The organism is Bacillus sp. REN10 (genome assembly GCF_016820555.1).
In the GTDB taxonomy this organism is placed as follows: domain Bacteria; phylum Bacillota; class Bacilli; order Bacillales; family Domibacillaceae; genus Bacillus_CE.
The window spans coordinates 482,737-504,349 of sequence record NZ_JADHDW010000001.1 but is presented as its reverse complement, the minus strand read 5'-3'; the positions used below and the strand labels follow the sequence as shown (position 1 = coordinate 504,349).

Genomic DNA, 21,613 nt, shown 5'->3' with positions numbered 1-21,613 from the left:
ATAACCCCCCTCGCTGTCGTGATATATGCTTACTGGTACACAAAATACAGCCACTGGAACAATGAACCTGCGATCTTTCCAAGAACAATTGCCATAATCAATGCCAAAATATGTTTATGAACACCGAGTCGCTTCGCTATAATCGGAAAAACATTCAATACTTCCGTCAATGCAGCCGCCAGCATACCGATGAACATTCCACTTAACAAACCGACAGGTAGTGTCCATAGAGCGGATACAACCAGTCGAATAGGGTGTAAGCTGCCGACTGTTCCAGCAAGTACGCCTAAAATGACTGCCCATTCATACTCTCTGATTTTTCTAAACGTTTTCGTCAGTTGCATCATCCTTGGAATAATGCCAAGGACCGTAATAAAGGCAACATAACCAACGCCCACAGATAAGCCGCCAGCTAAACCAAGAATGGCTAAAAGCATATTATGAACGGTATCCACTGCTCTTCCTGCTTTCTTTATACTCATTTAATACAACATATTGATTCACATCTTGCTGGTATTTAAAGATCTCTACTTCCAGAGGGCTCGGTTCCTCATTAAACTTCTTTTTAAATAAATGATTGAAAAATAAAACCATCCCAACACCTAAGCCAATCGAGTACGGAATTTGCAAAATAAGTGGATGTTCTTTCCTCTCACCCGTGATGATTCCATATAATTTCACATGAACTGCTTGCATGCCGGCGTCTTCATGAAAATTCATAATTGTTAACGCAGCACCTGTAAATAATAAACACCAAACGAATAGAAAAAGAAGAAAAGAATCTTTTCTCTTAGGTGCAGCAGTATCAATAATTGTTTCTGAAGGTCCAATAAATTGGATATCTGCTTCTGGCCATCGTTGAAGCAATATCTTCACGATCGTCATCGCTCCAATGACCACAATTTGTTGATCCTTTGGCGTAATCTGATGTATGTCCATGTGGAGTACACTTGGCAGTAATGGTTCTGGCGCAATGACTTGAGCAATATCTTTTAACTTTACTTTCGCATTCATATCGAGGTGAATCCGAGGAATCAACCGAATAAAAATGGCAGTTTCCATCATTTCCCCACCTTGCTGTTTCATCATTATAGTGCTTAGTATGAGCGCAAGCCTGCCCATTTATGCGATTCTTTCCATAAAAAAGCCGGCCAACCATCGTTGAACCGGCGCAATCGTTTACGTAGATTTCATTTTTTCTTTCATATCTGTTAAAATCCTTTTCTCTAGCCTCGACACTTGAACTTGAGAAATTCCGAGTCGGGCAGCGACTTCTGCTTGCGTCTGATCTTTGTAATAGCGCAAGTAGACAATCAGCCGCTCCCTTTCCTCCAATTCTCTAATGGCTTCTTTTAAGGCGATTTGATCAAACCACTGCTGGCCATTTTTATCCGCCATTTGGTCTAAAAGAGTAATCGGATCGCCATCATTTTCGTAGACTGTTTCATGAATCGATGATGGCGAACGCGCGGCTTCCTGTGCCATGACCGCTTCCTCTGCTGGAATCTCTAAATGAGTGGCAATCTCTTGAATCGTAGGTGTCCGGCCATACTTTTTCAGCAATTCCTCTCTTGCCCTGCGGATTTTATTTCCGGTTTCCTTTAAAGAGCGGCTCACTTTCACCGTTCCATCATCCCGAATAAAGCGTTGGATTTCGCCAATGATCATCGGGACAGCATAAGTTGAAAACTTCACATCATAGCTTAAATCAAATTTATCAACGGACTTTAATAAACCGATACAACCGATTTGAAATAAATCATCAGGGTCATATCCTCTGTTCAAAAAACGCTGAACGACTGACCAGACGAGTCTCATATTTTTCTCAACAATCGTATCTCGCGCTTGTTGATTTCCTTCTTGACTAGCTTTAATTAACTCCTTTAACTGAGCATCGGATAAAATAGTCGGCTTGTTTTTTTTAATTTCAACATCCATGGCTTGGCCCCTTAATTACAATATGCTTTTTTATTAGCAAGCTGCTTCTTTAAACGAATCACGGTGCCTGATCCTTGATGTGAGGTAATTTCCACTTCATCCATAAAATTTTCCATAATCGTAAAGCCCATTCCAGAACGCTCTAACTCTGGCTTTGTTGTAAATAATGGTTGTCTTGCTTCCTCCACATTTTCCATGCCAATTCCTTCATCCCGAATGACGAGATCGATCAAGCCGTCATCAATGATGACCGATATATAAACAATGCCTGCTGGGTTTCCTTCATAGCCATGAATAATCGCATTTGTCACAGCTTCAGAAACAACCGTTTTTATTTCCGTTAATTCATCCATGGTTGGATCTAACTGAGCGATGAAAGCAGCAACGGCCACCCTCGCGAATGATTCATTTTGACTAACCGCACTAAATTGAACATTCATTTCATTTTTCATGTTAAGCTGCCCCCAATCGTTCAAGTGCCTGTTGTTCAGATGTTTCCATTCCAATAATTTTGAACAAACCTGACAAATCAAACAACCTTTTCACGGAGGGAGAAATCGCACAGACGACCATTTCACCATTTTTTTGCTGAATTTGCTTATATCTCCCCAATACAACTCCGAGCCCTGAACTGTCCATAAAAGTCAATTCTTCGAGGTTTAATATAATATGGCGAATTCTTTGTCTATCAATGGCTGCGTCTGCTTGCTTTCTGAGCGATTCAGCTGTATGGTGATCCAACTCTCCGATTAAACGAAGACAAAGAACTTGATCGACTACTTCCATTTCTACTGTTAAGCTCATCATTAAGCCCCCTTTTTTCAGTCATAGGAAGCATTTCGACAGCGTCCTTTATCAATCCTGCTCCTTGACAAAACTAGTAGACATTCGCTAAAAGAAGCCTCACTTCGTCATTATGAATCCGTCGTTTTCGTGAAATAGTGAAACACTTTTTTATAAAATTGCCACCAGCTGGCTTTATGAATATCTTCTTTTGCAATTAATGGCGTTTTTGAAATGACTTTTCCTTCTCGTTTGATGCGTAACTCCCCCAGCTTCGTGCCTTTTTTAATCGGAGCATGAATGTTTTTCTTTACATATAGCTGTTGTTTTAACTCTGCTTGTTTGTCCCCTTTATGAGCGATAATCGATACATTTTCTCCCGTTTGCAAAGACACTTTATTTTTATGTCCTTTGACCACTTTGATATCAGTGATGTCCCTGCCTTTTTCATACAGGGGCGTCAACGTATAATGATCAAATCCATAGTCCATCATCTTAGTAATTTGAGCGTTTCGATCTTTCGGTGTTGGCGCGCCGAACACAACAGCCACTAGACGCATCTTTCCTTTTTTGGCCGAAGTCGTTAAACAATATTTCGCTTCGTTTGTAAACCCTGTTTTCACCCCGTCTACTCCAGGGTAGAATTTAATTAAACGATTCGTATTGACGAGCCAAAACTTTTTATCCGTACCATCTCGCAAATAAGTTTCGTATGTACCTGTGAATTCAGTAATTTTCTCATGGTTTAATAACGCTTTTGCCATCAACGCCATATCATGAGCAGAACTGTAGTGCCCTTTTTCAGGAAGGCCCGTTGCGTTTTTAAATTGCGTGTGTTTTAAGCCCAGCTCTTTAGCTCTCTTATTCATCATCTTCACAAAATTTTCCTCGCTACCGCCAAGTCGTTCGGCCATAGCAACAGAGGCATCATTAGCTGATCCGATCGCAATCGCTTGAAGCATTTCCTTAACGTTCATTTCTTCTCCAGGCTCCAAAAAGATTTGTGATCCTCCCATCGAAGCGGCAAAATCACTCGTTCGCACCCGATCCGTCCATGAGATTTTTTTGCCCTCAATCGCTTCCATTATAAGGAGCATCGTCATGATTTTCGTCATAGAAGCAGGGGGAAGCGGCTTATGGCTGTTTTTTTCAAACAATACCGTTCCAGTGTCTTTTTCGATTAAAATAGCGGACTTCGTATTATTTGCGATTGGTAACTTATCATTTGTCTCATTAGCTAAAGAAAGAGTGGGTGCACTATTACAAATGAGTAAAAAGACAAGAAATAATAGAAACTTTCGCATCATCATTCAATGACCTCCCTTGTGGTTAACTATCCATACGGTATAACCCCCATTTTTTCCAACTTCCCTATTTTTATACAAATATTTAGGAAACAATAACATGAATTTTTTGGACATGTTTCTTTCCCAACGATAAAAAAGAAGCACCCTTTTAGGATGCTTCTTTGTACGTATAGATTTATTTCGTCATTTCTTCATGAACGAGTACAGGCGGATCCACTTTTTCTTCGGAAAGAAGAATGCTTTTATACAGTTCTTCTTTTACTTTCTCTACCTCTTCCGTATTGCTGTATATAGTGACTAAAGATTCGCCCACTTCAACTTCGTCACCAATTTTCTTATTTAACATTAAACCGACAGCCAGATCGATTTCCGATTCCTTCGTCGCTCGTCCAGCTCCAAGCCACATCGCCGCTGTTCCCACATGGTCTGCAATAATTGCTGACACATAGCCTGCTTCTTTTGCCGGAAGCTCGATTTGATAAGCCGCTTGAGGAAGTTTCATCGGATCATCCACAATGGATCCATCTCCTCCTTGAGCTTCAATAAATACTCGGAACTTCTCTAACGCTTCTCCATTTTCGATGACGTCGACCAGTTTTTGACGAGCTTCTTCTAAAGAGGATGCTTTCCCCGCCGCATACACCATATGGCTGCCGAGTACTAAGCAAAGCTCGGTTAAATCTTTCGGTCCTTTTCCTTTTAATGTATCGATCGCTTCTTGTACTTCCAGCGCATTTCCGATCGCAAATCCTAGCGGCTGGCTCATATCGGAAATCACCGCCATCGTTTGACGACCGACAAGATTCCCGATGTTTACCATTGCTTGAGCCAAAGCCCGAGAGTCTTCCAGCGTCTTCATGAACGCGCCCGCTCCGGTTTTCACATCTAATACAATCGCATCAGCTCCAGCAGCGATTTTTTTGCTCATAATCGAACTAGCGATTAACGGAATGCTGTTTACCGTTCCTGTCACGTCACGCAACGCATATAATTTTTTATCGGCTGGTGTTAAATTGCCACTTTGACCAATCACAGCGATCTTATTTTTATTCACTAACTCAATAAACTGTTCATTCGTAATTTCAACATGAAACCCTTCTGCTGCTTCTAGCTTATCGATTGTTCCGCCTGTATGCCCAAGACCGCGACCGCTCATTTTTGCAACAGGCACACCGACAGCCGCCACTAACGGCCCCAATACTAACGTTGTTGTATCCCCTACCCCGCCAGTAGAATGTTTGTCCACCTTGATACCTTCAATAGCTGACAAATCAATTTGATCACCGGAAGCGACCATCGCCATTGTTAAATCTGCTCGCTCTTTTTCTGTCATCCCTTGAAAATAGATCGCCATTAATAAAGCACTGACTTGATAATCCGGGATCGTGCCTTTTGTATAGCCCTCAATAATAAATTCAATCTCGGCCGTAGTTAATTCATGTCCATCACGCTTTTTTTCAATTAAATCTACCATTCTCATGTGATGATCGCGCCTCTCTTTACATAGATTTAATAATTTCTTTTACATATAATAAAAAGTCCGCTTTGACTTTTTCTGTTGTTTCGATGACTTCATCATGAGCAAGGGGCTGATCCAATATTCCAGCCGCCATATTGGAAATGCAAGAAATTCCAAGCACTTTCATCTCACTATGACGGGCCACGATCACTTCTGGCACAGTGGACATCCCAACAGCGTCACCGCCAAGTATTCTTGCCATCCGCACTTCAGCTGGCGTTTCATATACCGGTCCTGTATTTCCTACATATACACCTTCTCGGACGGATAAATTGATGTTGCTAGCAATATCCTTTGCCAATTGCTGAAGCTCTTTATTATACGCTTCTGACATATCTGGGAAGCGTACGCCAAGGCGATTGTCATTTGGACCGATCAGCGGATTGCCGCCCATCATATTAATATGGTCGGTAATAATCATTAAATCTCCCGGCTCAAAAGATTCATTCACTCCTCCGGCTGCATTCGTCACAATCACGATTTCTACACCTAGCGCTTTCATGACGCGGACAGGGAATGTCACTTGATCAAAAGAATATCCTTCATAGTAATGAAAGCGACCTTGCATCGCCACTACTTCTTTGCCTGATAATGTACCGAATACGAGCTGTCCAGCATGTCCTTCTACAGTAGAAACTGGAAAATCAGGAATGTCACTATAAGGAATTTTGACCGCATCATCAATTTCATCCGCAAGCACGCCAAGACCGGAACCTAAAATTAAACCGATTTTCGGGCTTTTTTGACTTACCTTTTGTAAATAGTGTGTTGCTTGTTGTATTTTTTCCAAGTTCATCGTTTTTTCTCCCTTATTTTAAGTCTTTTAAGAAACTTTCTCCATATTTCGGCATCTGCACATGAAAGTTCTCAGCTACTGTGGCGCCAATGTCAGCGAACGTTTTTCTAATCGGCAGTTCTTTTCCGGATTGGAAGCGTGTAGAATACGCAATTAACGGAACATATTCACGTGTATGATCCGTACCGTGGTGAATCGGATCATTCCCATGGTCGGCTGTAATGATCAACAAATCATCGTCCGTCATTTTTTCAAAAACTTCGGGAAGTCTAGCGTCGAACTCTTCCAACGCTTTTCCATACCCGATCGGATCACGCCGATGTCCAAACAGCGCATCAAAGTCGACCAGGTTAACGAAACTTAATCCTGTAAACGGCTGATCAAATGTTTGAATAAACTTGTCCATTCCATCCATATTTGATGTCGTCCGTAACGCTTGTGTCACACCTTCTCCATCGTAAATATCAGAAATTTTTCCGATCGCAATGACGTCATACCCCGCATCTTTCATTTCATTCATCACTGTGCGCTCAAATGGCTTTAAAGCGTAGTCATGACGATTCGATGTGCGGGTAAAAGTTCCTGGCTCTCCGATAAATGGACGAGCAATCACACGGCCCACCATATATTTTTCATTCAAAGTGAGTTCTCTTGCAATTTCACAAATTTGATATAATTCTTTTAAAGGCACTACTTCTTCATGCGCCGCAATTTGTAGCACAGAATCAGCTGATGTATAAACAATTAGCGCTCCTGTTTCCATGTGTTCTTTCCCAAGCTCATCTAAAATCGCAGTTCCGCTGGCCGGCTTATTGCCAATCACTTTTCTGCCAGTTCTCTGTTCTAACTCTTGAATAAGCTCATCTGGGAATCCATCTGGAAATACTTGAAAAGGTGTCTCAATATTCAACCCCATAATTTCCCAATGACCAGTCATCGTATCTTTTCCATTGGAAGCTTCCTGCATCTTTGTATAATAAGCAAGCGGCTCACTCGCTTTTTCTACACCTTGAATGCCTCGAATGTTAGAAAGTCCAAGCTTCGCCATATTCGGCATATGTAGTCCATTCATTTTTTCAGCAATATGACCTAATGTATCTGCTCCTAGGTCGTTAAATTTCTCGGCATCTGGCGCCTCACCAATTCCTACTGAATCCATCACAAGCAAATGAATGCGTTTATATGTAGGTGTTGTCATTTTACTTCCTCCTTTTTCTCTCTTATTGAACATATTACCCTAATTCTATTCGAATAATCCTATGTTAAATCGTCAGAAGTCTGACAACCTTCTATGCTTTTATTTTACCTGATGGAACCGCTTTTGTACAAGCAAAAGGAAAAGGCTGTCCAATCAAATTATTTCTTGATACAGGACAACCTTTTCCTCTATTTTATATGACTTTGCTAGGCCCTCGGATGAAATTGTGTATACACATCTTTCATTCGAGTTTTCGTCACATGTGTGTAAATTTGTGTCGTTGAAATATCGGCATGGCCAAGCATTTCCTGAACCGCTCGCAAATCCGCCCCATTCTCCAATAAATGAGTAGCGAAAGAATGGCGCAATGTATGCGGCGTCAAGTCTTTTTGGATATTCGATTTTTGAGTCAAGGTCTTTAAAATCTTCCAAAATCCTTGACGTGTTAAACGCTTGCCATGATGATTTAAAAATAACGCTTCGGTCGTATGTTTGGCAGATTGCAATTTCGGCCTTCCGTTTTCAAGATACGCCTCTAACACACCGATGGCTGTCTTACCAATTGGTATAATTCGTTCTTTATTCCCTTTACCAAAACAACGAACAAACCCCATCGTTAAGTGGATATCTTCTAAATTTAATGAAGTTAACTCACTGACCCGAATACCTGTTGCATACAATAGCTCAAGCATCGCCTGATCGCGCAATCCGAACGGTGTGGATATATCCGGCGCTTCCATTAACGCTTCCACTTCAGACAAGCTGAGTACTTGCGGTAATTTCTTCTCTATTTGCGGTGTTTCAATATGAACAGAAGGGTCTTGTTCGACTGCTTTTTCACGCAGAAGAAATTGATGAAAAGATCGAATAGATGCTACATGGCGTGCGATCGTTTTCGATGACTTTCCTTCTGTTTTCAACTCGTTTAAAAACTGCACAATATGAACACGCGTGACGTCATTTAATGAAGCTACTTGCTCCACCTTCTCTAAATACAGTAAATAATGCTTTAAATCACGCTCATAAGCGGAAATTGTATTTTTAGCTAGCCCCTTCTCTACGACCATATAATGAATGAAATCTTGTAATTGATCCTTCATTGCATTACTCCCCATCTAAATAAAAAAGCAACAGCCGCTCAAGCCAATGAACATCTAACTCATCTAAAGAAACAGCTACTTTCAGCGCCGCTCCCTCCGGCTCATCATACCGATGCTTTTTTTCATATTCGTTTTGAAACCAAACAATCCCAATATAAAACAAGAGCGTTAAACTAGTAAATAAAAAAAAGATTCCACTCGCTCGCTGTATCGTCCTCATCCATTCACGTATTCTACTCCCCTCCTGCTAGTTTATTTATTTATACAGCTTATGCTAGTTCAGCAGAAGGTTAGAACGAATGAACAAAAAATCATGAAGAACAAAATCAATATAAAAAGACTGTCCTTCAAGCGCATCGCTTCTTCACTGAGGTATTCATATCGGATGCTTCCATCGATACAACCTGTAATCGCGAAGGCGTTTGCTCCTCTTTTTAGGACAGCCCTTTATTAGTCTACATGCTGCTTCTCATTTTCGCCTTGTTGTTCGGCTTTTTCTTGACAACGCCAGCAAATCCCGTGAAATGTTAAACGGTGATCTTTCACTTTGAATTTCCAATCCCGTTCCACAATGACCTCTACGTCTTCGAGAAGGTCTTCCTGAATTTCATCAACTGCGCCACATTCAATGCAGACAAGATGATGATGAAAATGAGCCGCGCCTTCTTGACGCAAATCATAACGGGAAACACCATCCCCAAAATTTATCTTATCCACTACTTTCAATTCATTCAGTAATTCCAACGTTCGATAGACGGTAGCCAATCCAATTTCAGGTGCTTTTTCTTTCACTAGGAGGTATACATCTTCTGCGCTTAAATGATCTTCTTCATGCTCAAGCAGCACCCTTACAGTAGCTTCGCGCTGAGGAGTTAATTTATAACTCGCGGAATGCAACTGTTTCTTAATTCTTTCTATCCGACTTTCCATCAATTAGTCCCCTCCCACGCTGATGTATGCTTTATTATAACAAATTGGAGGGAAGTTGCAAAATAAAATCATTACAATATTCTTCTAATAATTATTTTTTACTGAGAATGATTATTATATTACTGTTTTCATTAAGAAAGGAGAAATATAAGCTTCAATTCCGGCCGCCATCGCTACTGCTGCAATAGCTATTAATAAAAACAGAACATACCGCATAAAGAAAGGACCGATATAAAACTGCTGAGCTTGTTTCATAAAGATCTTTTTAATGAGCTGCAAGGAAAAAGCGGTTGAGACCGCGGTAATAAACAAAAAGACGGGAATAATAATTAAGTTTTGCGGCAGCACCGTCGTCATCGCTAAGAAAAAGCCTTTCCAATTCATTTGCTGTACGAGAAATCCTACCGAAAAGCCAACAACAATGCCTTTCATAAATAAAAAAATAAAAATAAGCGGCAAGCCGATAATGGAAATGCCAAAAAGCCAAATAGAGCCTAAATACTTTAAATTATGAACAAAACTTTGCCAAAATATATCTTGAGACGCCGCAATTTGACCGTCGGACACTTGCCCAAAAAATTGCTGTAAATAATAGGCTAAATCTTCTTTTTGGTTCAGCGACAGACTATTGACCACCACAGCCCCAAAGACAACTCCCATGAAAAAAAGGACAGCGACAAATACATAGATGGAGGCATTTGCCTGAACATGTTGACCAATTAAAATCGACGAGATCTTTTTCCGCATATAAGCTCCCCCTTTTACTATTAGTTCACTGTATGTATTAGGAAAGCTTAATATGCTTCTGTCTGTTTAACCGATGATTATTTATTTAGCTGCTGCTGAAGTTGTAAATATTGAATAGCATATACTGTTTTCGCATCAAAAATCCGTTGCTCCTTAATGAGCTGCTCGGCTTCTGTTAACGTTACTTCCATCACTTCCACAAATTCGTCTTCATCCAATGATCGCGCATTCTCCTTCTTCACTAAGCCCTTGGCAATAAATACGTGAACCAACTCATCAGCAAAACCCGGAGAAGTATAAAATGATTGCAGTAGCGTCATACTTTCACATGCATAACCCGTTTCCTCTTCTAATTCTCGGCGTGCACATACTTCCGGCTCTTCTTTCGCTTCTAGTTTGCCCGCTGGTATTTCTATTATTGAACGTTCCAATGCTTTGCGGTACTGCTCTACAAGAATGATCTTTCCTTCAGCCGTTAAAGCCAGCACCGCGACAGCGCCAGGATGCTTAATAATTTCCCTTTTACCCATTTTCCCATCTGGCAGCACAATATCATCGACTTGGAGACGAATGATTCTTCCTTCAAAAATTTGTTCTATATGGATCGTCTTTTCTTCAAAGTTTTTCACACGGATCGCTCCCTTTTTCTCTTTTTTCCCTCTCATTTTAGCATAGCTAGACAGAACATTTGTCTCGAAGAACTTTTCTTCGTTATAGTAAGGGAAAGGAGGGAAGATAAATGAAAAAACAACCACTTGGAACATCGCCGTTAGAAGTCAGTGAACTCGCCCTGGGCTGCATGTCGCTAGGAACAGATGAAAAAGTAGCACACGCTATTGTTGAAGCTGCATTAGAAGAAGGGATTAACTATTTTGATACGGCCGACTTGTATGATTTTGGCATCAATGAACGCCTCGTTGGACATGCGCTAAAATCGGTTCGCGATCAAGTAATCATCGCTACAAAAGTCGGGAATCGTTGGCAGGAAGGGAAAGATGGCTGGTCATGGGATCCATCAAAAGCATACATAAAGCAGGCGGTCAAAGATAGTCTACAACGCCTACAACTCGACTATATTGATCTGTATCAACTTCATGGCGGAACGATCGATGACCCGATCGAAGAAACGATCGAAGCATTTGAAGAGCTCAAAAAAGAAGGATTGATCCGCGCTTACGGAATATCCTCGATTCGCCCCAATGTGATTCGCGAATTCGTGAAGCGTTCGTCTATCGATAGCGTCATGATGCAATACAACTTACTTGATCGCCGTCCAGAAGAAAACGTCCTTTCTTTACTTGAAAAGCACGGCATCAGTGTCGTAGCGCGCGGTCCGCTCGCTAAAGGCTTATTAAGCACTCATTGGCGCGAAAAATGGGAGAAAATCAAAGAGCAAGGGTATCTTGATTATTCAGCGCAGGAATTAAAAGAGCTGCTTGAACAATTAGAACAGCTAACAGCAAGCAACCACTCGCTAAACGGTCTGGCACTCCGCTATATTCTACAAAGTGAAGCCGTCGCTTCAGTTGTTACGGGGGCAAGCTCTGTCCAGCAGTTAAAGGAAAATATTCGCGCAGTGAAGGAAGCCGCTCTCTCCAAGCAAGAATATGAATTATTGCAAACACTCACAAAAGAAGCGCATTACAGCCAGCATCGTTAAACAGGTAGTAACTCCCTTCTTTAAGACATATATTAAAAACGAAGGAGGGAGAATAATGAAATATGATGAATCTCGTGCCCATACAATGACCGTTGAGGGAAAAGCAACAGTCACGACCGCCCCTGATCAAGCCATCATCACGATCGGTGTTGTGAGCGAAGCGAAACAGGTCATCGAGGCGCAACAACAAAACAGCTCTATTTCTCATCAAATCATTCAAGCATTAAATAAAAGCGGGATTCCTTCAAATGACATTAAGACAAAGCAATATTCCGTTAGACCGGTATATCAATATACGGAAGGAAAATCGATTTTAACTGGCTATGAGGTTCGACATTTACTAGAAGTGCAAGTCAACCAATTAAATCAAATCGGAACTATTTTAACCATTGCTACCGAAAACGGGGCCAATATCATTGAAGATATTACCTTCAAGACGTCCACCCCCCACGCTGCCTATCGTAAAGCCTTACAGCTTGCGACTTTAGATGCCATTGGAAAAGCGAAGGAACTGGCGAAAACGCTCCGTGTTCAACTAAATGAAACACCGCATCACTTGATAGAAAGAAGCGCCCATGTGCAACCAAGGCCAATGGAGAAAATGGTGTTAGCCGCTAGCACCGAGTCCGTTCCGATCGAGCCCGGAGAACTATCCTTTTCCGCTACTGTCGAGGCGGTTTTTGTTTATGCTAATTTTTAATATGAAAAAGAGGTGATTCACCAGTGTGTACTTACGAATCACCTCTTTCTTCTATTTAAATTTCATCCAATCCATCGAGCTTTCATTTAACAATTCTTCAAAACTTTTGTTTTTCTCCCGCTGGCGTCTGTCCTCTTTCTTGCGCTTTTCTTCTGCATCTATTTGCTGTTGCTCCTGTTCTTTTAATTCTTTTTGCTTTCTTTTTAGCTGTTCAAGAACACCGGCGTTTAATGTATCTTTTAAAGTTAATAGATCTTCCTTAGCGGATGCTGGTTGATGTTTCGCTGACTGTTTTTTCTTTTTCATCATTTCTTCCCCTTCCTGCTTATATGTATCGTATATTTTACCTTAGAATGAGCTTGAGGTGAACTACATGAACTTTCTCACTTAACATGGTAGACTAAAGGTAGAATGTGACTAATTTGAGGTGAGAGTATGAAAAAGTGGCTGACCTTTCTTGGGACGACAGCTGCAGTAACCGCGGCTACTGGTCTGTATGTATCTAACCGGGTACTGTACATGAGAAAAAAAGATGAACAACTTATTTATCAACGAGAAGTAGAATCAAAACGACTCGACATGGAGGCATATGAACAGCTACCAAAAGAAGAAGTCTGGATTCAATCGCCTTTTGGCTACCGACTGAAAGCCGTCTTTGTGGCTCCTTATCCCGGTCGGCCGTATGTAATCTTCTGTCATGGTGTCACAGAAAACAAAATCAATTCGATTAAATATATGAATATATTTATTAAGCGTGGCTTTAACTCCATTATTTACGACCATCGCCGCCACGGGGAATCTGAAGGAGGAACGACCAGTTACGGGCATTATGAAAAGTATGATTTACAAGCTGTCGTCAATGAACTCATCCGTCGAGAAGGAGAACATGTTTCTTTTGGAATTCACGGCGAATCAATGGGAGCCGCTACTTTGCTTTTATATGCAGGAACGGTGGAGGACCGTGCCGATTTTTATATTGCTGATTGCCCATTCTCTGATTTTAGAGAGCAAATGATTCATCAAATGAAACGGGAAATCAAAGTGGCTCCTCGTTTCCTGATTCACTTAGCTGAGTGGATGGTTGCCTTACGAGATCGTTTTCGTTTATCAGAGATCTCTCCTCTGCAAGCGGTGGAAAACATCAAAAAGCCGATTCTTTTCATCCATAGTGAACAAGATGAATTTATTCTCCCCGATATGACAAAGGAACTCTTTCGTCGCAAAAACGGACCAAAGGAGTTGTATTTAGCACCAAATGGCGGACATGCTCAATCCTTTAATGAAAATCCGGAACAATATGAACAAGTAGTGGATCATTTTCTCAAGCATTTCGATCTGCAATAAAGTGAAACTTCAATTAGTGGGGGTCTTACAGCCCGTTAATGCGGGATAAACACGAATCTTCCCCTTATATTGCTTTTTCCCCCTTTTCTCTATAAGATCAAATTGTGTCAATCATATAAGAGGGGGAATTGTCATGTCAAAAGCACAAATTAAAGTAATGGATAATGGATCTTTCAAAGTATCCGGCGATGTAGAACTTGTTGATATGGATGGAAACGTATTTGAAACAAAACCAACCTTTTCTTTATGTCGCTGCGGGCTATCCGAAAACATGCCATTTTGTGACGCGGGACATAAAGGGAAATTTGAATCCTGCGTACGCGCTGAGAAAGTGTTAGACGAAGAATAATTATGGACGGACAGTCGCTCGGCTGTCCATTCTTCACAATTACAGAGCTGTTGGAGGAGATCGGATTGCCGCACATATTTATTCAAAAAAGAATCGAACAAAGCCTGGCCAACTATGATTATGAATTGGACTGGCAAGAGGATGAAGAAGTTTTGCTCGACCTTATTCACCGGATTAAACAACGCTGCTCCGGCGGAGAGGAAGAACTTTACGAAGTCATTGAAGATGAAATTTACTCGTTCGTAACCGGAAATAATGAATAAAGAAAAGACTAGGCTTCGCTGCTTGAGCAAGCAACGAAGTCTAGTCCCTCATAATACATGCTACTTTTTAAAAAAAGCTTTTCTCCCTAATCGCTCAACGACACGCGGAAACAATGTATAAAACACACTGCCTGCATTCATCCACTTCGGTAAATTAATTTCCCTTTTATTCGTGCCAATGGCTTGTATAATCGCCCTGGCTACTTTTTCCGGCTGCAGCATCCACTTGCCTACATTAGCAACATAGGCTCCTGAAGGATCAGCTGTGGCGAAAAAGTCGGTCGCAATCGGCCCTGGATTCACAGCGGTGACATGTACATGATCACGAGCAAGTTCCATCCGCAAGCTATTCGTGTAGCCAAGAACCGCATGTTTTGTCGCTGCATATACACTCGATTTCGGCGTGGCCATCTTCCCTGCTTGAGAAGCAATATTAATGATATGGCCGCTACGGCGTGCCTGCATATGCGACATCACTGCTTGAGTACAAGCAATCAACCCTAAAACATTGACTTGAAACATCGCCTCGGTCTCTTCCCATTTGGCTTCATGAGCATAATCGAACACACCAAAACCGGCATTGTTGATCAACACATCAATAGAACCACAACGAGTAAAGATCTCAGCAAAGACTTCTTCAACATTTGTTCTTTTGCTAACATCTAGCGAATAAACAAGAACATCCTTTTGAGCAAAGTCCTGTTCTATTTTTTGTTTGAGTAGCTGCAAGCGATCGAGACGGCGCGCTAATAAAACGAGCTTAGCCCCTTCTTGAGCTGCTAGCTTAGCTATTTCATATCCAAGGCCACTAGAAGCGCCTGTAATCACGATCGTTTTTCCTTGTAGACGAGTCAAATCCCCACCCCTTTTTACACAGAGAAATAATACAAAACCCCCTCATCATTCAATCGAGCTTCTACCTGCCCATTGTCTTGCAAGTAATCTAGTTGACCGACAGTTTCTGATAACGTAAGAGCCGTCTCTTTTTGGTAAATCGAAGGAAACAGCTGCTGGCATACTTGAAAAGCGGTCATCGCTCTATCTTTCAGCATCCCTTTTACCGATATCGCTCGTTCATGCTGTCTTTTTAAACGGTGATGGATAAGTGCGTGACTGTTTTTCACCTCTGCCCCATGGCCTGTATAGGCAATTTCAATCGGCAATTGCAACATTTTTCTCAATGAGTGATTATATTGCACTTGCGGCTTAGGCCGTTCCTCGCCCACAATCAGAGGAGGTTCAAGTAAAGGGTTAGAAGAAATAGTCGCTAACAAATGATCTCCCGCTAAAAGCACACCATCCTTTTCTCGAAAAAAGACGACATGACTTTGCGAGTGTCCAGGTGTTTCATACACGAGCCATTCATCCAGACCGAGCAAGCGCTCACCTTCTTGCACCTCCTGTGTCAATTTCGCCTGTTCACAAGAAAATTTCAATGGAGCTCCTATTTGTTCCGGACGAAATTCCATCTCTTTCGGCAAACCTAATTGAACATATAAAGCACGTAAAAAATCTATATACTCCTTCATAAATTCCTCATCCCATGATAGCCATTTAGCACAATAAGGGTGACCAATCACATCAACTTCATCTGAGAGAAAATCAATCAGACCAACATGATCCGGATGATGATGAGTTAATACAACCTGCTCTATATCTTCTGGCGTATATCCAAGCTGAGATAATCCATAAACAAAAGCCTCCCAAGAAGCCTTTGTCTTAACTCCAGCGTCCACAAGCGTCAAACGATCTCCTTTTATGACATATACATTTACATCTCCAACAGAAAAAGGAGTGGGCAACGTAATTTTAGCAATATCTCCAAACCGCTCTACATTCGTCATTTCTGCACACCACCTCATGAATAATTGGTAAATATTGAAGCATCATTCATTTAATTTTATATGTTCCTATTGGAAAAGTCATTATTTTCTTTCCATGATTGCTGAAAAAATTCACCATTTTTTTAAATTAATCCTTGACAGAAGGGCATATCATTCTGCATAATCACATATAAATCGATAAGTATTAATTAGAAAATTCTAAAAATAAAAGCGATGACTAAGACCAGTAAATAAAAAAAGGTGCCAGAGAATGAAGTTCACCGGCTGAAAGGCTTCATCACCCGCTTTTTTATTGAACCTACCTTATGAGCTGTTAGGAAAACCTAAACGCTTCCCCAGCGTTAACGGGAAGAGAAGAGTGCGGTCTTTTTTTAAGTTCGCAAATAAAGGTGGTACCACGGAAGCTAACACCCTTTCGTCCTTTCTGGAGGATGAAAGGGTGTTTTTTATGTACAAATGTTGTGAAATACCGATGTTGCTTCCAACTATTTTTGACTCATTCTTTTCTGTCAAAGATCAATATCATCATTTCACATACCCTATGGAGGAGGAAGGCTATACTATGAAAACCGTATTTATCGGAGCAGGTTCCATGGCAGAGGCCATGATTTCTGGTGCCCTTTCAAATGGAGCACTAAAGCACACAGACATTTATGTAACTAATCGGACGAACGAAGCAAGACTGAAGGAACTAGAAGAACAATACAATATTCATACAAGTTATCAAATCGACGAAATGTTCAAGGACAGCAAAATTATCGTGCTAGCAATGAAACCAAAAGATGCAAAATCCGCTTTAGAAGCGATCAAACCTTTCGTTTGTTCTACTTCTTTAATTATTACTTTAATGGCTGGTGTGACGATTAGCTTTATTGAAAGAGAACTAAATCAGCCATGCGCTGTGATCCGAGCCATGCCTAACACATCAGCAGCCGTTGGAAAATCAGCAACAGCTATTGCGTTAAATAAGCATGTATCAGAAGAGCAAAAAGCGAAAGCTCTCAGCCTCTTCTCTTCTATTGGCGTAACAAAGGTTGTGAAAGAAGAACAGCTTGATGCGGTTACCGGACTTTCTGGAAGCGGCCCTGCTTATATTTATTATGTCGTCGAAGCAATGGAGCAAGCAGCTGAAGCGATCGGACTAGAAAAAGAAATTTCGAAGCCTCTGATCATTCAAACTTTGCTTGGAGCAGCAGAAATGCTATCTGTTTCGGACGGGAAGGCAGAACAACTGCGAAAAGCGGTCACTAGCCCAGGTGGTACAACAGAAGCTGGTATTCGGTTGTTAGAAAATCAGCAAGTAAAAGAGGCCTTCGTCAACTGCATTAAAGAAGCAACGGCTCAATCGAAACGGCTTGGCTTACCATACCAAACATCTATTCAATCTTAACACCTATCATTTGGGCTGTCTGACAACTCTTGCTATAATGAAAAAGATCAATCATAAGGAGGAAGTAATAATGATGGCAGCCAAATTATTGGAATCCTATAAAATAAAAAATGTCACGTTAAATAATCGAATCGTTATGTCACCGATGTGTATGTATTCGGCTGAAAACGACGGAAAAGTCACCGATTGGCATCTCATCCACTACCCTGCACGCGCAGTCGGGCAAGTAGGCCTCATCATGATCGAAGCAACCGCGGTAACACCTGAGGGGCGCATTTCTGAACGTGACCTTGGCATTTGGAGCGATGATCACATAGAAGGTTTATCGAAGCTTGTCTCGATGATCAAGATGCATGGGGCAAAAACAGCCATTCAGCTCGCTCACGCCGGACGTAAGTCAACAGTAAACGGCGACATTCTTGCTCCTTCCTCACTGCCATTTGATGAAAGCATGAGGGTGCCAAAAGAAATGACAAGTGAAGAAATCGTAGAAACGATCGATGCCTTTGCAAAAGGAGCGAAACGGGCTAAGCAAGCTGGCTTTGACATCATCGAAATCCACGGAGCACACGGTTATTTAATTAACGAATTCTTATCCCCATTAACCAACAAAAGAGACGACGCATATGGCGGGAGCGCTGAAAGTCGTTTTCGCTTCTTAAAAGAAATCATTGAAGCAGTTCAACAAGAATGGGATGGACCTTTATTCGTTCGTATCTCAGCCACTGATTATCACGAACACGGATTGAATGTGAATGATTATATTGAATTTGCCAAATTAATGAAAGAACTAGGTGTCGATTTAATCGATGTCAGTTCCGGAGCAGTCGTGCCAGCACAAATCAACATCTTTCCCGGCTATCAAGTCAAACTCGCCGAGACAATCAAACACAGAGCACATGTACCAGTTGGCGCAGTTGGGATGATCACATCCGGCCTGCAAGCGGAGGAAATTCTCCAAAATGACCGAGCCGATTTAATTTTTATAGGGCGGGAATTGCTGCGTGACCCCTATTGGCCGCGAACAGCCGCCAAACAATTACATGCTGAGATCAATGCCCCTGTACAATATAAACGAGGCTGGGATTAATGAAAGCTACATATATGTAAACGGGGCTGTGAGTCACAGCCCCGTCTCTTGTTCATATCGATATTTCCATTAAATCATACGCAATAGTGACTGGGGAAAAAACAGTCTCCGCTTCGCTTCGAAGCAGGACGGCTTCCTCTTTCGTGTAGCGCGAACTAATATGCGTTAAGCAAAGGGCTTTCGCTCCCGCCTCGCGTGCAATCTCTGCTGCTTGCTGCGTAGTTGAATGAAAATAATCATACGCCATTTGTGGCTGGTCCGCAGCAAAGGTCGCCTCGTGGATTAATACGTCTGCTTCTTTTGCAAGCATAACTGCCGCTTCGCAAGGTCGTGTATCCCCTAAAACAGCGAGAACTTTTCCCTTTTGAGGGGGCCCTACATAAGCATTAGGCGCAATATAGCGGCCATCGGCTAATTGAACTGGGCGCCCTTCTTTAATGTCTTTATAATACGGACCGGGCGGAATACCATCCTCTTTTAACCGATCAACGAGCAGCACACCTGGCTTATCCTTCTCGCATACACGATATCCATACGATGCCATGCCATGATCAAGTAGCCGAGCTTCTACAGTCATGGTGTCATCTTCAACAATCATTCCTTCCTCTATCTCTACAACTGTTAATTCATACTGCAATCTTGTACAGCTGATGCGCAAACTGACATCGATAAATTCTTTAATCCCAGGCGGTCCATATACCGTCAGCGGAAGCTCTCCACCTTGAAAAGAGCGGCTTCCCAAAAAGCCAGGCAACCCAAAAATATGATCGCCATGCAAATGAGTAATAAATATTTTTTCGATCCGTCTCGGCTTCAGCGACGTATGCAAAATTTGATGCTGAGTCGCTTCGCCGCAGTCAAATAGCCAGACCGCTCCCCGTTCATTTAACATCTTCAATGCTACTGAGCTGACATTTCGCATTTTCGCAGGCATGCCAGCGCCTGTTCCTAAAAATAATAATTCCAATATGTCCACTTCCTTGTGAGTCAACTAGCCTTTTTTCACTATCCTCATATTGTGTCACATTCCCAAAAAAGATGCTACCCTTTACGATCGCAAATAGTACTTGTATGAAAGTTGATTTTATGAAAAAATGCAATAGAGAATAGTTCTATACATTATAAAGTGAGGTCTTACACTGTGAATTCAACAGAAACCACTTCAGCATTAATCTTATTATTCGGAGCAACAGGTGACTTAGCGAAGAGAAAATTATTCCCTTCTTTGTACCGGCTCTACCAAAAAGGGAGCTTGAACGATCAATTTGCTGTGATCGGAACGGCTCGCAGAGAATGGACAAATGAAACATTTCAACAGCATGTGAAAGAATCTGTAATGGCCTCTACTAGCCAGTGCGAGAAACTAGATGAGTTCGTTTCTCATTTTTATTATCAAGCGCATGACGTCTCAGACTCAGGCTCTTATCGCACGTTAAAATCACTCGCTGATCAGTTAGATGAAAAATACAGTTTACAAGGAAACCGCCTATTTTACTTAGCAATGGCACCTGAATTCTTTGGTACAATTGCTGATCATGTAAAAGCAGATGGCCTAACAGATACGAAAGGATATCACCGCCTCGTAATCGAAAAGCCATTCGGTCACGATCTTCCTTCAGCTGAACAGCTTAACCAACAAATTCGTCAATCCTTTGAAGAAAATGAAATTTACCGAATCGATCATTATCTCGGCAAAGAGATGGTCCAAAATATTGAAGCCATTCGCTTTGCGAACGCCTTGTTTGAGCCGTTGTGGAACAACCGCTACATCTCTAATATTCAAGTGACATCTAGCGAAATACTTGGGGTAGAAGAACGCGGACGCTACTATGAAACAAGCGGCGCCTTAAAGGATATGGTCCAAAACCATTTAATACAAATGGTCGCTTTGCTTGCCATGGAACCGCCTATCAAGCTCTCGACCGATGAGATCCGCAGCGAAAAGGTAAAAGTGCTGCGTGCCCTTCGTCCAATTACAAAAGAAAATGCCGATGATTATTTCGTCCGTGGCCAATACGGACCAGGAGAACTAGACGGCGAACATGTACAAGGCTACCTTGAAGAAATAAATGTCGCACCTGATTCTAATACAGAGACATTCGTCGCTGGAAAACTGATGATTGATAATTTCCGCTGGGCAGGCGTTCCTTTCTACATAAGAACAGGAAAAAGAATGCCAACGAAGTCCACGAAAATTGTCGTTCAATTTAAAGATATTCCAATGAACTTGTATTACCAGCCAGATCAGCCGCTTGCACCAAACTTGCTGGTGATCCATATTCAACCTGAAGAAGGGATTACGCTTCATTTGAATGCCAAGCGATCCGGACAGCAGCTGTCAACCATTCCTGTCAAGCTCAGCTACGCCAATAACAGTATCGATGGCATGAATACACCGGAAGCCTATGAAAAGCTATTACATGATGCCCTTCGTGGAGATGCAACGAACTTTACCCATTGGGATGAGGTCGCTCTCTCTTGGCGCTTTGTTGATGTCATTTCAGACTATTGGGAAGAGAAAAAAGCTGCATTTCCTAACTACGCTGCCGGATCAACCGGTCCAAAAGAAGCAGATGAGCTATTGGAAAAAGACGGTTTCTTCTGGTGGCCGTTATCCACTCTTGAAGTAGATGTTTGCAATTAAGAAAGGATGTA

26 protein-coding genes and 1 other annotated feature are annotated in these 21,613 nt (G+C 41.7%); of the genes, 8 read left to right on the top strand and 18 right to left on the bottom strand.

From position 1 onward, the window contains the following. Positions 1 to 29 precede the first annotated feature (29 nt). The 14 genes from IRB43_RS02560 to IRB43_RS02495 all read right to left on the bottom strand — a co-directional run bounded on the left by IRB43_RS02560 (position 30) and on the right by IRB43_RS02495 (position 10,947). A complete protein-coding gene (locus IRB43_RS02560) occupies positions 30 to 437 on the bottom strand; it encodes a stage V sporulation protein AB (RefSeq protein WP_203362001.1) in 408 nt (135 codons plus the stop codon). Between the two features lies 1 nt (position 438). Further along, on the bottom strand, positions 439 to 1,062 hold the full coding sequence (locus IRB43_RS02555; RefSeq protein ID WP_203361844.1) for a stage V sporulation protein AA: 624 nt from the start codon (positions 1,060 to 1,062) through the stop codon (positions 439 to 441). Between the two features lie 117 nt (positions 1,063 to 1,179). Further along, the gene (gene sigF, locus IRB43_RS02550) at positions 1,180 to 1,938 is read right to left on the bottom strand and encodes an RNA polymerase sporulation sigma factor SigF (RefSeq protein ID WP_203361843.1); all 759 of its coding nucleotides are present in this window, start codon (positions 1,936 to 1,938) and stop codon (positions 1,180 to 1,182) included. 11 nt (positions 1,939 to 1,949) lie between these two features. Further along, entirely contained in the window at positions 1,950 to 2,390 is a 441-nt protein-coding gene (gene spoIIAB / locus IRB43_RS02545; RefSeq protein WP_203361842.1) for an anti-sigma F factor, read from the bottom strand. A gap of 1 nt (position 2,391) precedes the next feature. Next, positions 2,392 to 2,742, bottom strand: coding sequence for an anti-sigma F factor antagonist (gene spoIIAA / locus IRB43_RS02540; RefSeq protein ID WP_203361841.1), 351 nt, complete (start codon positions 2,740 to 2,742; stop codon positions 2,392 to 2,394). A 110-nt stretch (positions 2,743 to 2,852) separates the two neighbouring features. After that, complete coding sequence (locus tag IRB43_RS02535) at positions 2,853 to 4,028, bottom strand: D-alanyl-D-alanine carboxypeptidase family protein (protein WP_203362000.1); 1,176 nt, start codon at positions 4,026 to 4,028, stop codon at positions 2,853 to 2,855. A 175-nt stretch (positions 4,029 to 4,203) separates the two neighbouring features. After that, positions 4,204 to 5,508 carry a pyrimidine-nucleoside phosphorylase gene (locus tag IRB43_RS02530; protein WP_203361840.1) on the bottom strand — a complete coding sequence of 435 codons (1,305 nt, stop codon included), beginning with the start codon at positions 5,506 to 5,508 and terminating at the stop codon, positions 4,204 to 4,206. Positions 5,509 to 5,527: 19 nt separating this feature from the next. After that, complete coding sequence (locus IRB43_RS02525; RefSeq protein ID WP_203361839.1) at positions 5,528 to 6,343, bottom strand: purine-nucleoside phosphorylase; 816 nt, start codon at positions 6,341 to 6,343, stop codon at positions 5,528 to 5,530. Between the two features lie 13 nt (positions 6,344 to 6,356). Then, on the bottom strand, positions 6,357 to 7,541 hold the full coding sequence (gene deoB / locus IRB43_RS02520) for a phosphopentomutase (RefSeq protein ID WP_203361838.1): 1,185 nt from the start codon (positions 7,539 to 7,541) through the stop codon (positions 6,357 to 6,359). Between the two features lie 206 nt (positions 7,542 to 7,747). Further along, complete coding sequence (gene xerD / locus IRB43_RS02515; protein WP_203361837.1) at positions 7,748 to 8,641, bottom strand: site-specific tyrosine recombinase XerD; 894 nt, start codon at positions 8,639 to 8,641, stop codon at positions 7,748 to 7,750. 4 nt (positions 8,642 to 8,645) lie between these two features. Next, positions 8,646 to 8,861 (bottom strand): DUF4227 family protein, encoded by a 216-nt coding sequence (locus IRB43_RS02510; protein ID WP_203361836.1) that lies wholly within the window; start codon positions 8,859 to 8,861, stop codon positions 8,646 to 8,648. 230 nt (positions 8,862 to 9,091) lie between these two features. Next, positions 9,092 to 9,571, bottom strand: a complete 480-nt coding sequence (gene fur / locus IRB43_RS02505; RefSeq protein ID WP_095478316.1) for a ferric iron uptake transcriptional regulator — start codon at positions 9,569 to 9,571, stop codon at positions 9,092 to 9,094. A gap of 114 nt (positions 9,572 to 9,685) precedes the next feature. Continuing rightward, positions 9,686 to 10,318, bottom strand: a complete 633-nt coding sequence (gene spoIIM, locus IRB43_RS02500) for a stage II sporulation protein M (protein WP_203361835.1) — start codon at positions 10,316 to 10,318, stop codon at positions 9,686 to 9,688. A 77-nt stretch (positions 10,319 to 10,395) separates the two neighbouring features. Beyond that, on the bottom strand, positions 10,396 to 10,947 hold the full coding sequence (locus tag IRB43_RS02495; RefSeq protein ID WP_203361834.1) for an NUDIX domain-containing protein: 552 nt from the start codon (positions 10,945 to 10,947) through the stop codon (positions 10,396 to 10,398). A 110-nt stretch (positions 10,948 to 11,057) separates the two neighbouring features. Here IRB43_RS02495 and IRB43_RS02490 point away from each other — a divergent pair, with 110 nt between their 5' ends. Both IRB43_RS02490 and IRB43_RS02485 read left to right on the top strand, forming a co-directional pair. Continuing rightward, a complete protein-coding gene (locus IRB43_RS02490; RefSeq protein ID WP_203361833.1) occupies positions 11,058 to 11,978 on the top strand; it encodes an aldo/keto reductase in 921 nt (306 codons plus the stop codon). 55 nt (positions 11,979 to 12,033) lie between these two features. After that, on the top strand, positions 12,034 to 12,678 hold the full coding sequence (locus IRB43_RS02485; RefSeq protein ID WP_203361832.1) for an SIMPL domain-containing protein: 645 nt from the start codon (positions 12,034 to 12,036) through the stop codon (positions 12,676 to 12,678). A gap of 51 nt (positions 12,679 to 12,729) precedes the next feature. On the opposite strand, the gene IRB43_RS02480 is transcribed toward IRB43_RS02485, so the two are convergent. Then, a complete protein-coding gene (locus IRB43_RS02480; RefSeq protein ID WP_343070778.1) occupies positions 12,730 to 12,987 on the bottom strand; it encodes a YqkE family protein in 258 nt (85 codons plus the stop codon). A 126-nt stretch (positions 12,988 to 13,113) separates the two neighbouring features. On the opposite strand from IRB43_RS02480, the gene IRB43_RS02475 reads away from it, so the two are divergent. From IRB43_RS02475 to IRB43_RS02465, 3 genes are all read left to right on the top strand, one after another. Then, positions 13,114 to 14,022, top strand: coding sequence for an alpha/beta hydrolase (locus IRB43_RS02475; RefSeq protein ID WP_203361831.1), 909 nt, complete (start codon positions 13,114 to 13,116; stop codon positions 14,020 to 14,022). A 133-nt stretch (positions 14,023 to 14,155) separates the two neighbouring features. Beyond that, positions 14,156 to 14,371, top strand: coding sequence for a CDGSH iron-sulfur domain-containing protein (locus tag IRB43_RS02470; RefSeq protein ID WP_203361830.1), 216 nt, complete (start codon positions 14,156 to 14,158; stop codon positions 14,369 to 14,371). 2 nt (positions 14,372 to 14,373) lie between these two features. Then, entirely contained in the window at positions 14,374 to 14,634 is a 261-nt protein-coding gene (locus IRB43_RS02465; protein ID WP_203361829.1) for a YqzH family protein, read from the top strand. A gap of 60 nt (positions 14,635 to 14,694) precedes the next feature. On the opposite strand, the gene IRB43_RS02460 is transcribed toward IRB43_RS02465, so the two are convergent. Next, positions 14,695 to 15,489, bottom strand: a complete 795-nt coding sequence (locus IRB43_RS02460; RefSeq protein ID WP_203361828.1) for an SDR family NAD(P)-dependent oxidoreductase — start codon at positions 15,487 to 15,489, stop codon at positions 14,695 to 14,697. A gap of 14 nt (positions 15,490 to 15,503) precedes the next feature. Continuing rightward, positions 15,504 to 16,478, bottom strand: a complete 975-nt coding sequence (locus IRB43_RS02455) for an MBL fold metallo-hydrolase (protein ID WP_203361827.1) — start codon at positions 16,476 to 16,478, stop codon at positions 15,504 to 15,506. A gap of 204 nt (positions 16,479 to 16,682) precedes the next feature. After that, positions 16,683 to 16,904, top strand: a binding site (T-box leader). Between the two features lie 136 nt (positions 16,905 to 17,040). Here IRB43_RS02455 and proC point away from each other — a divergent pair. Both proC and namA read left to right on the top strand, forming a co-directional pair. Next, positions 17,041 to 17,868, top strand: a complete 828-nt coding sequence (gene proC, locus IRB43_RS02450) for a pyrroline-5-carboxylate reductase (RefSeq protein WP_203361826.1) — start codon at positions 17,041 to 17,043, stop codon at positions 17,866 to 17,868. Positions 17,869 to 17,941: 73 nt separating this feature from the next. Further along, on the top strand, positions 17,942 to 18,958 hold the full coding sequence (namA, locus tag IRB43_RS02445; RefSeq protein WP_203361998.1) for an NADPH dehydrogenase NamA: 1,017 nt from the start codon (positions 17,942 to 17,944) through the stop codon (positions 18,956 to 18,958). Between the two features lie 52 nt (positions 18,959 to 19,010). Here the strand turns inward: namA and rnz are convergent, their stop codons facing one another. Next, a complete protein-coding gene (rnz, locus tag IRB43_RS02440) occupies positions 19,011 to 19,925 on the bottom strand; it encodes a ribonuclease Z (RefSeq protein WP_203361825.1) in 915 nt (304 codons plus the stop codon). A 174-nt stretch (positions 19,926 to 20,099) separates the two neighbouring features. On the opposite strand from rnz, the gene zwf reads away from it, so the two are divergent. Beyond that, positions 20,100 to 21,602 carry a glucose-6-phosphate dehydrogenase gene (zwf, locus tag IRB43_RS02435; RefSeq protein ID WP_203361824.1) on the top strand — a complete coding sequence of 501 codons (1,503 nt, stop codon included), beginning with the start codon at positions 20,100 to 20,102 and terminating at the stop codon, positions 21,600 to 21,602. Positions 21,603 to 21,613 lie beyond the last annotated feature (11 nt).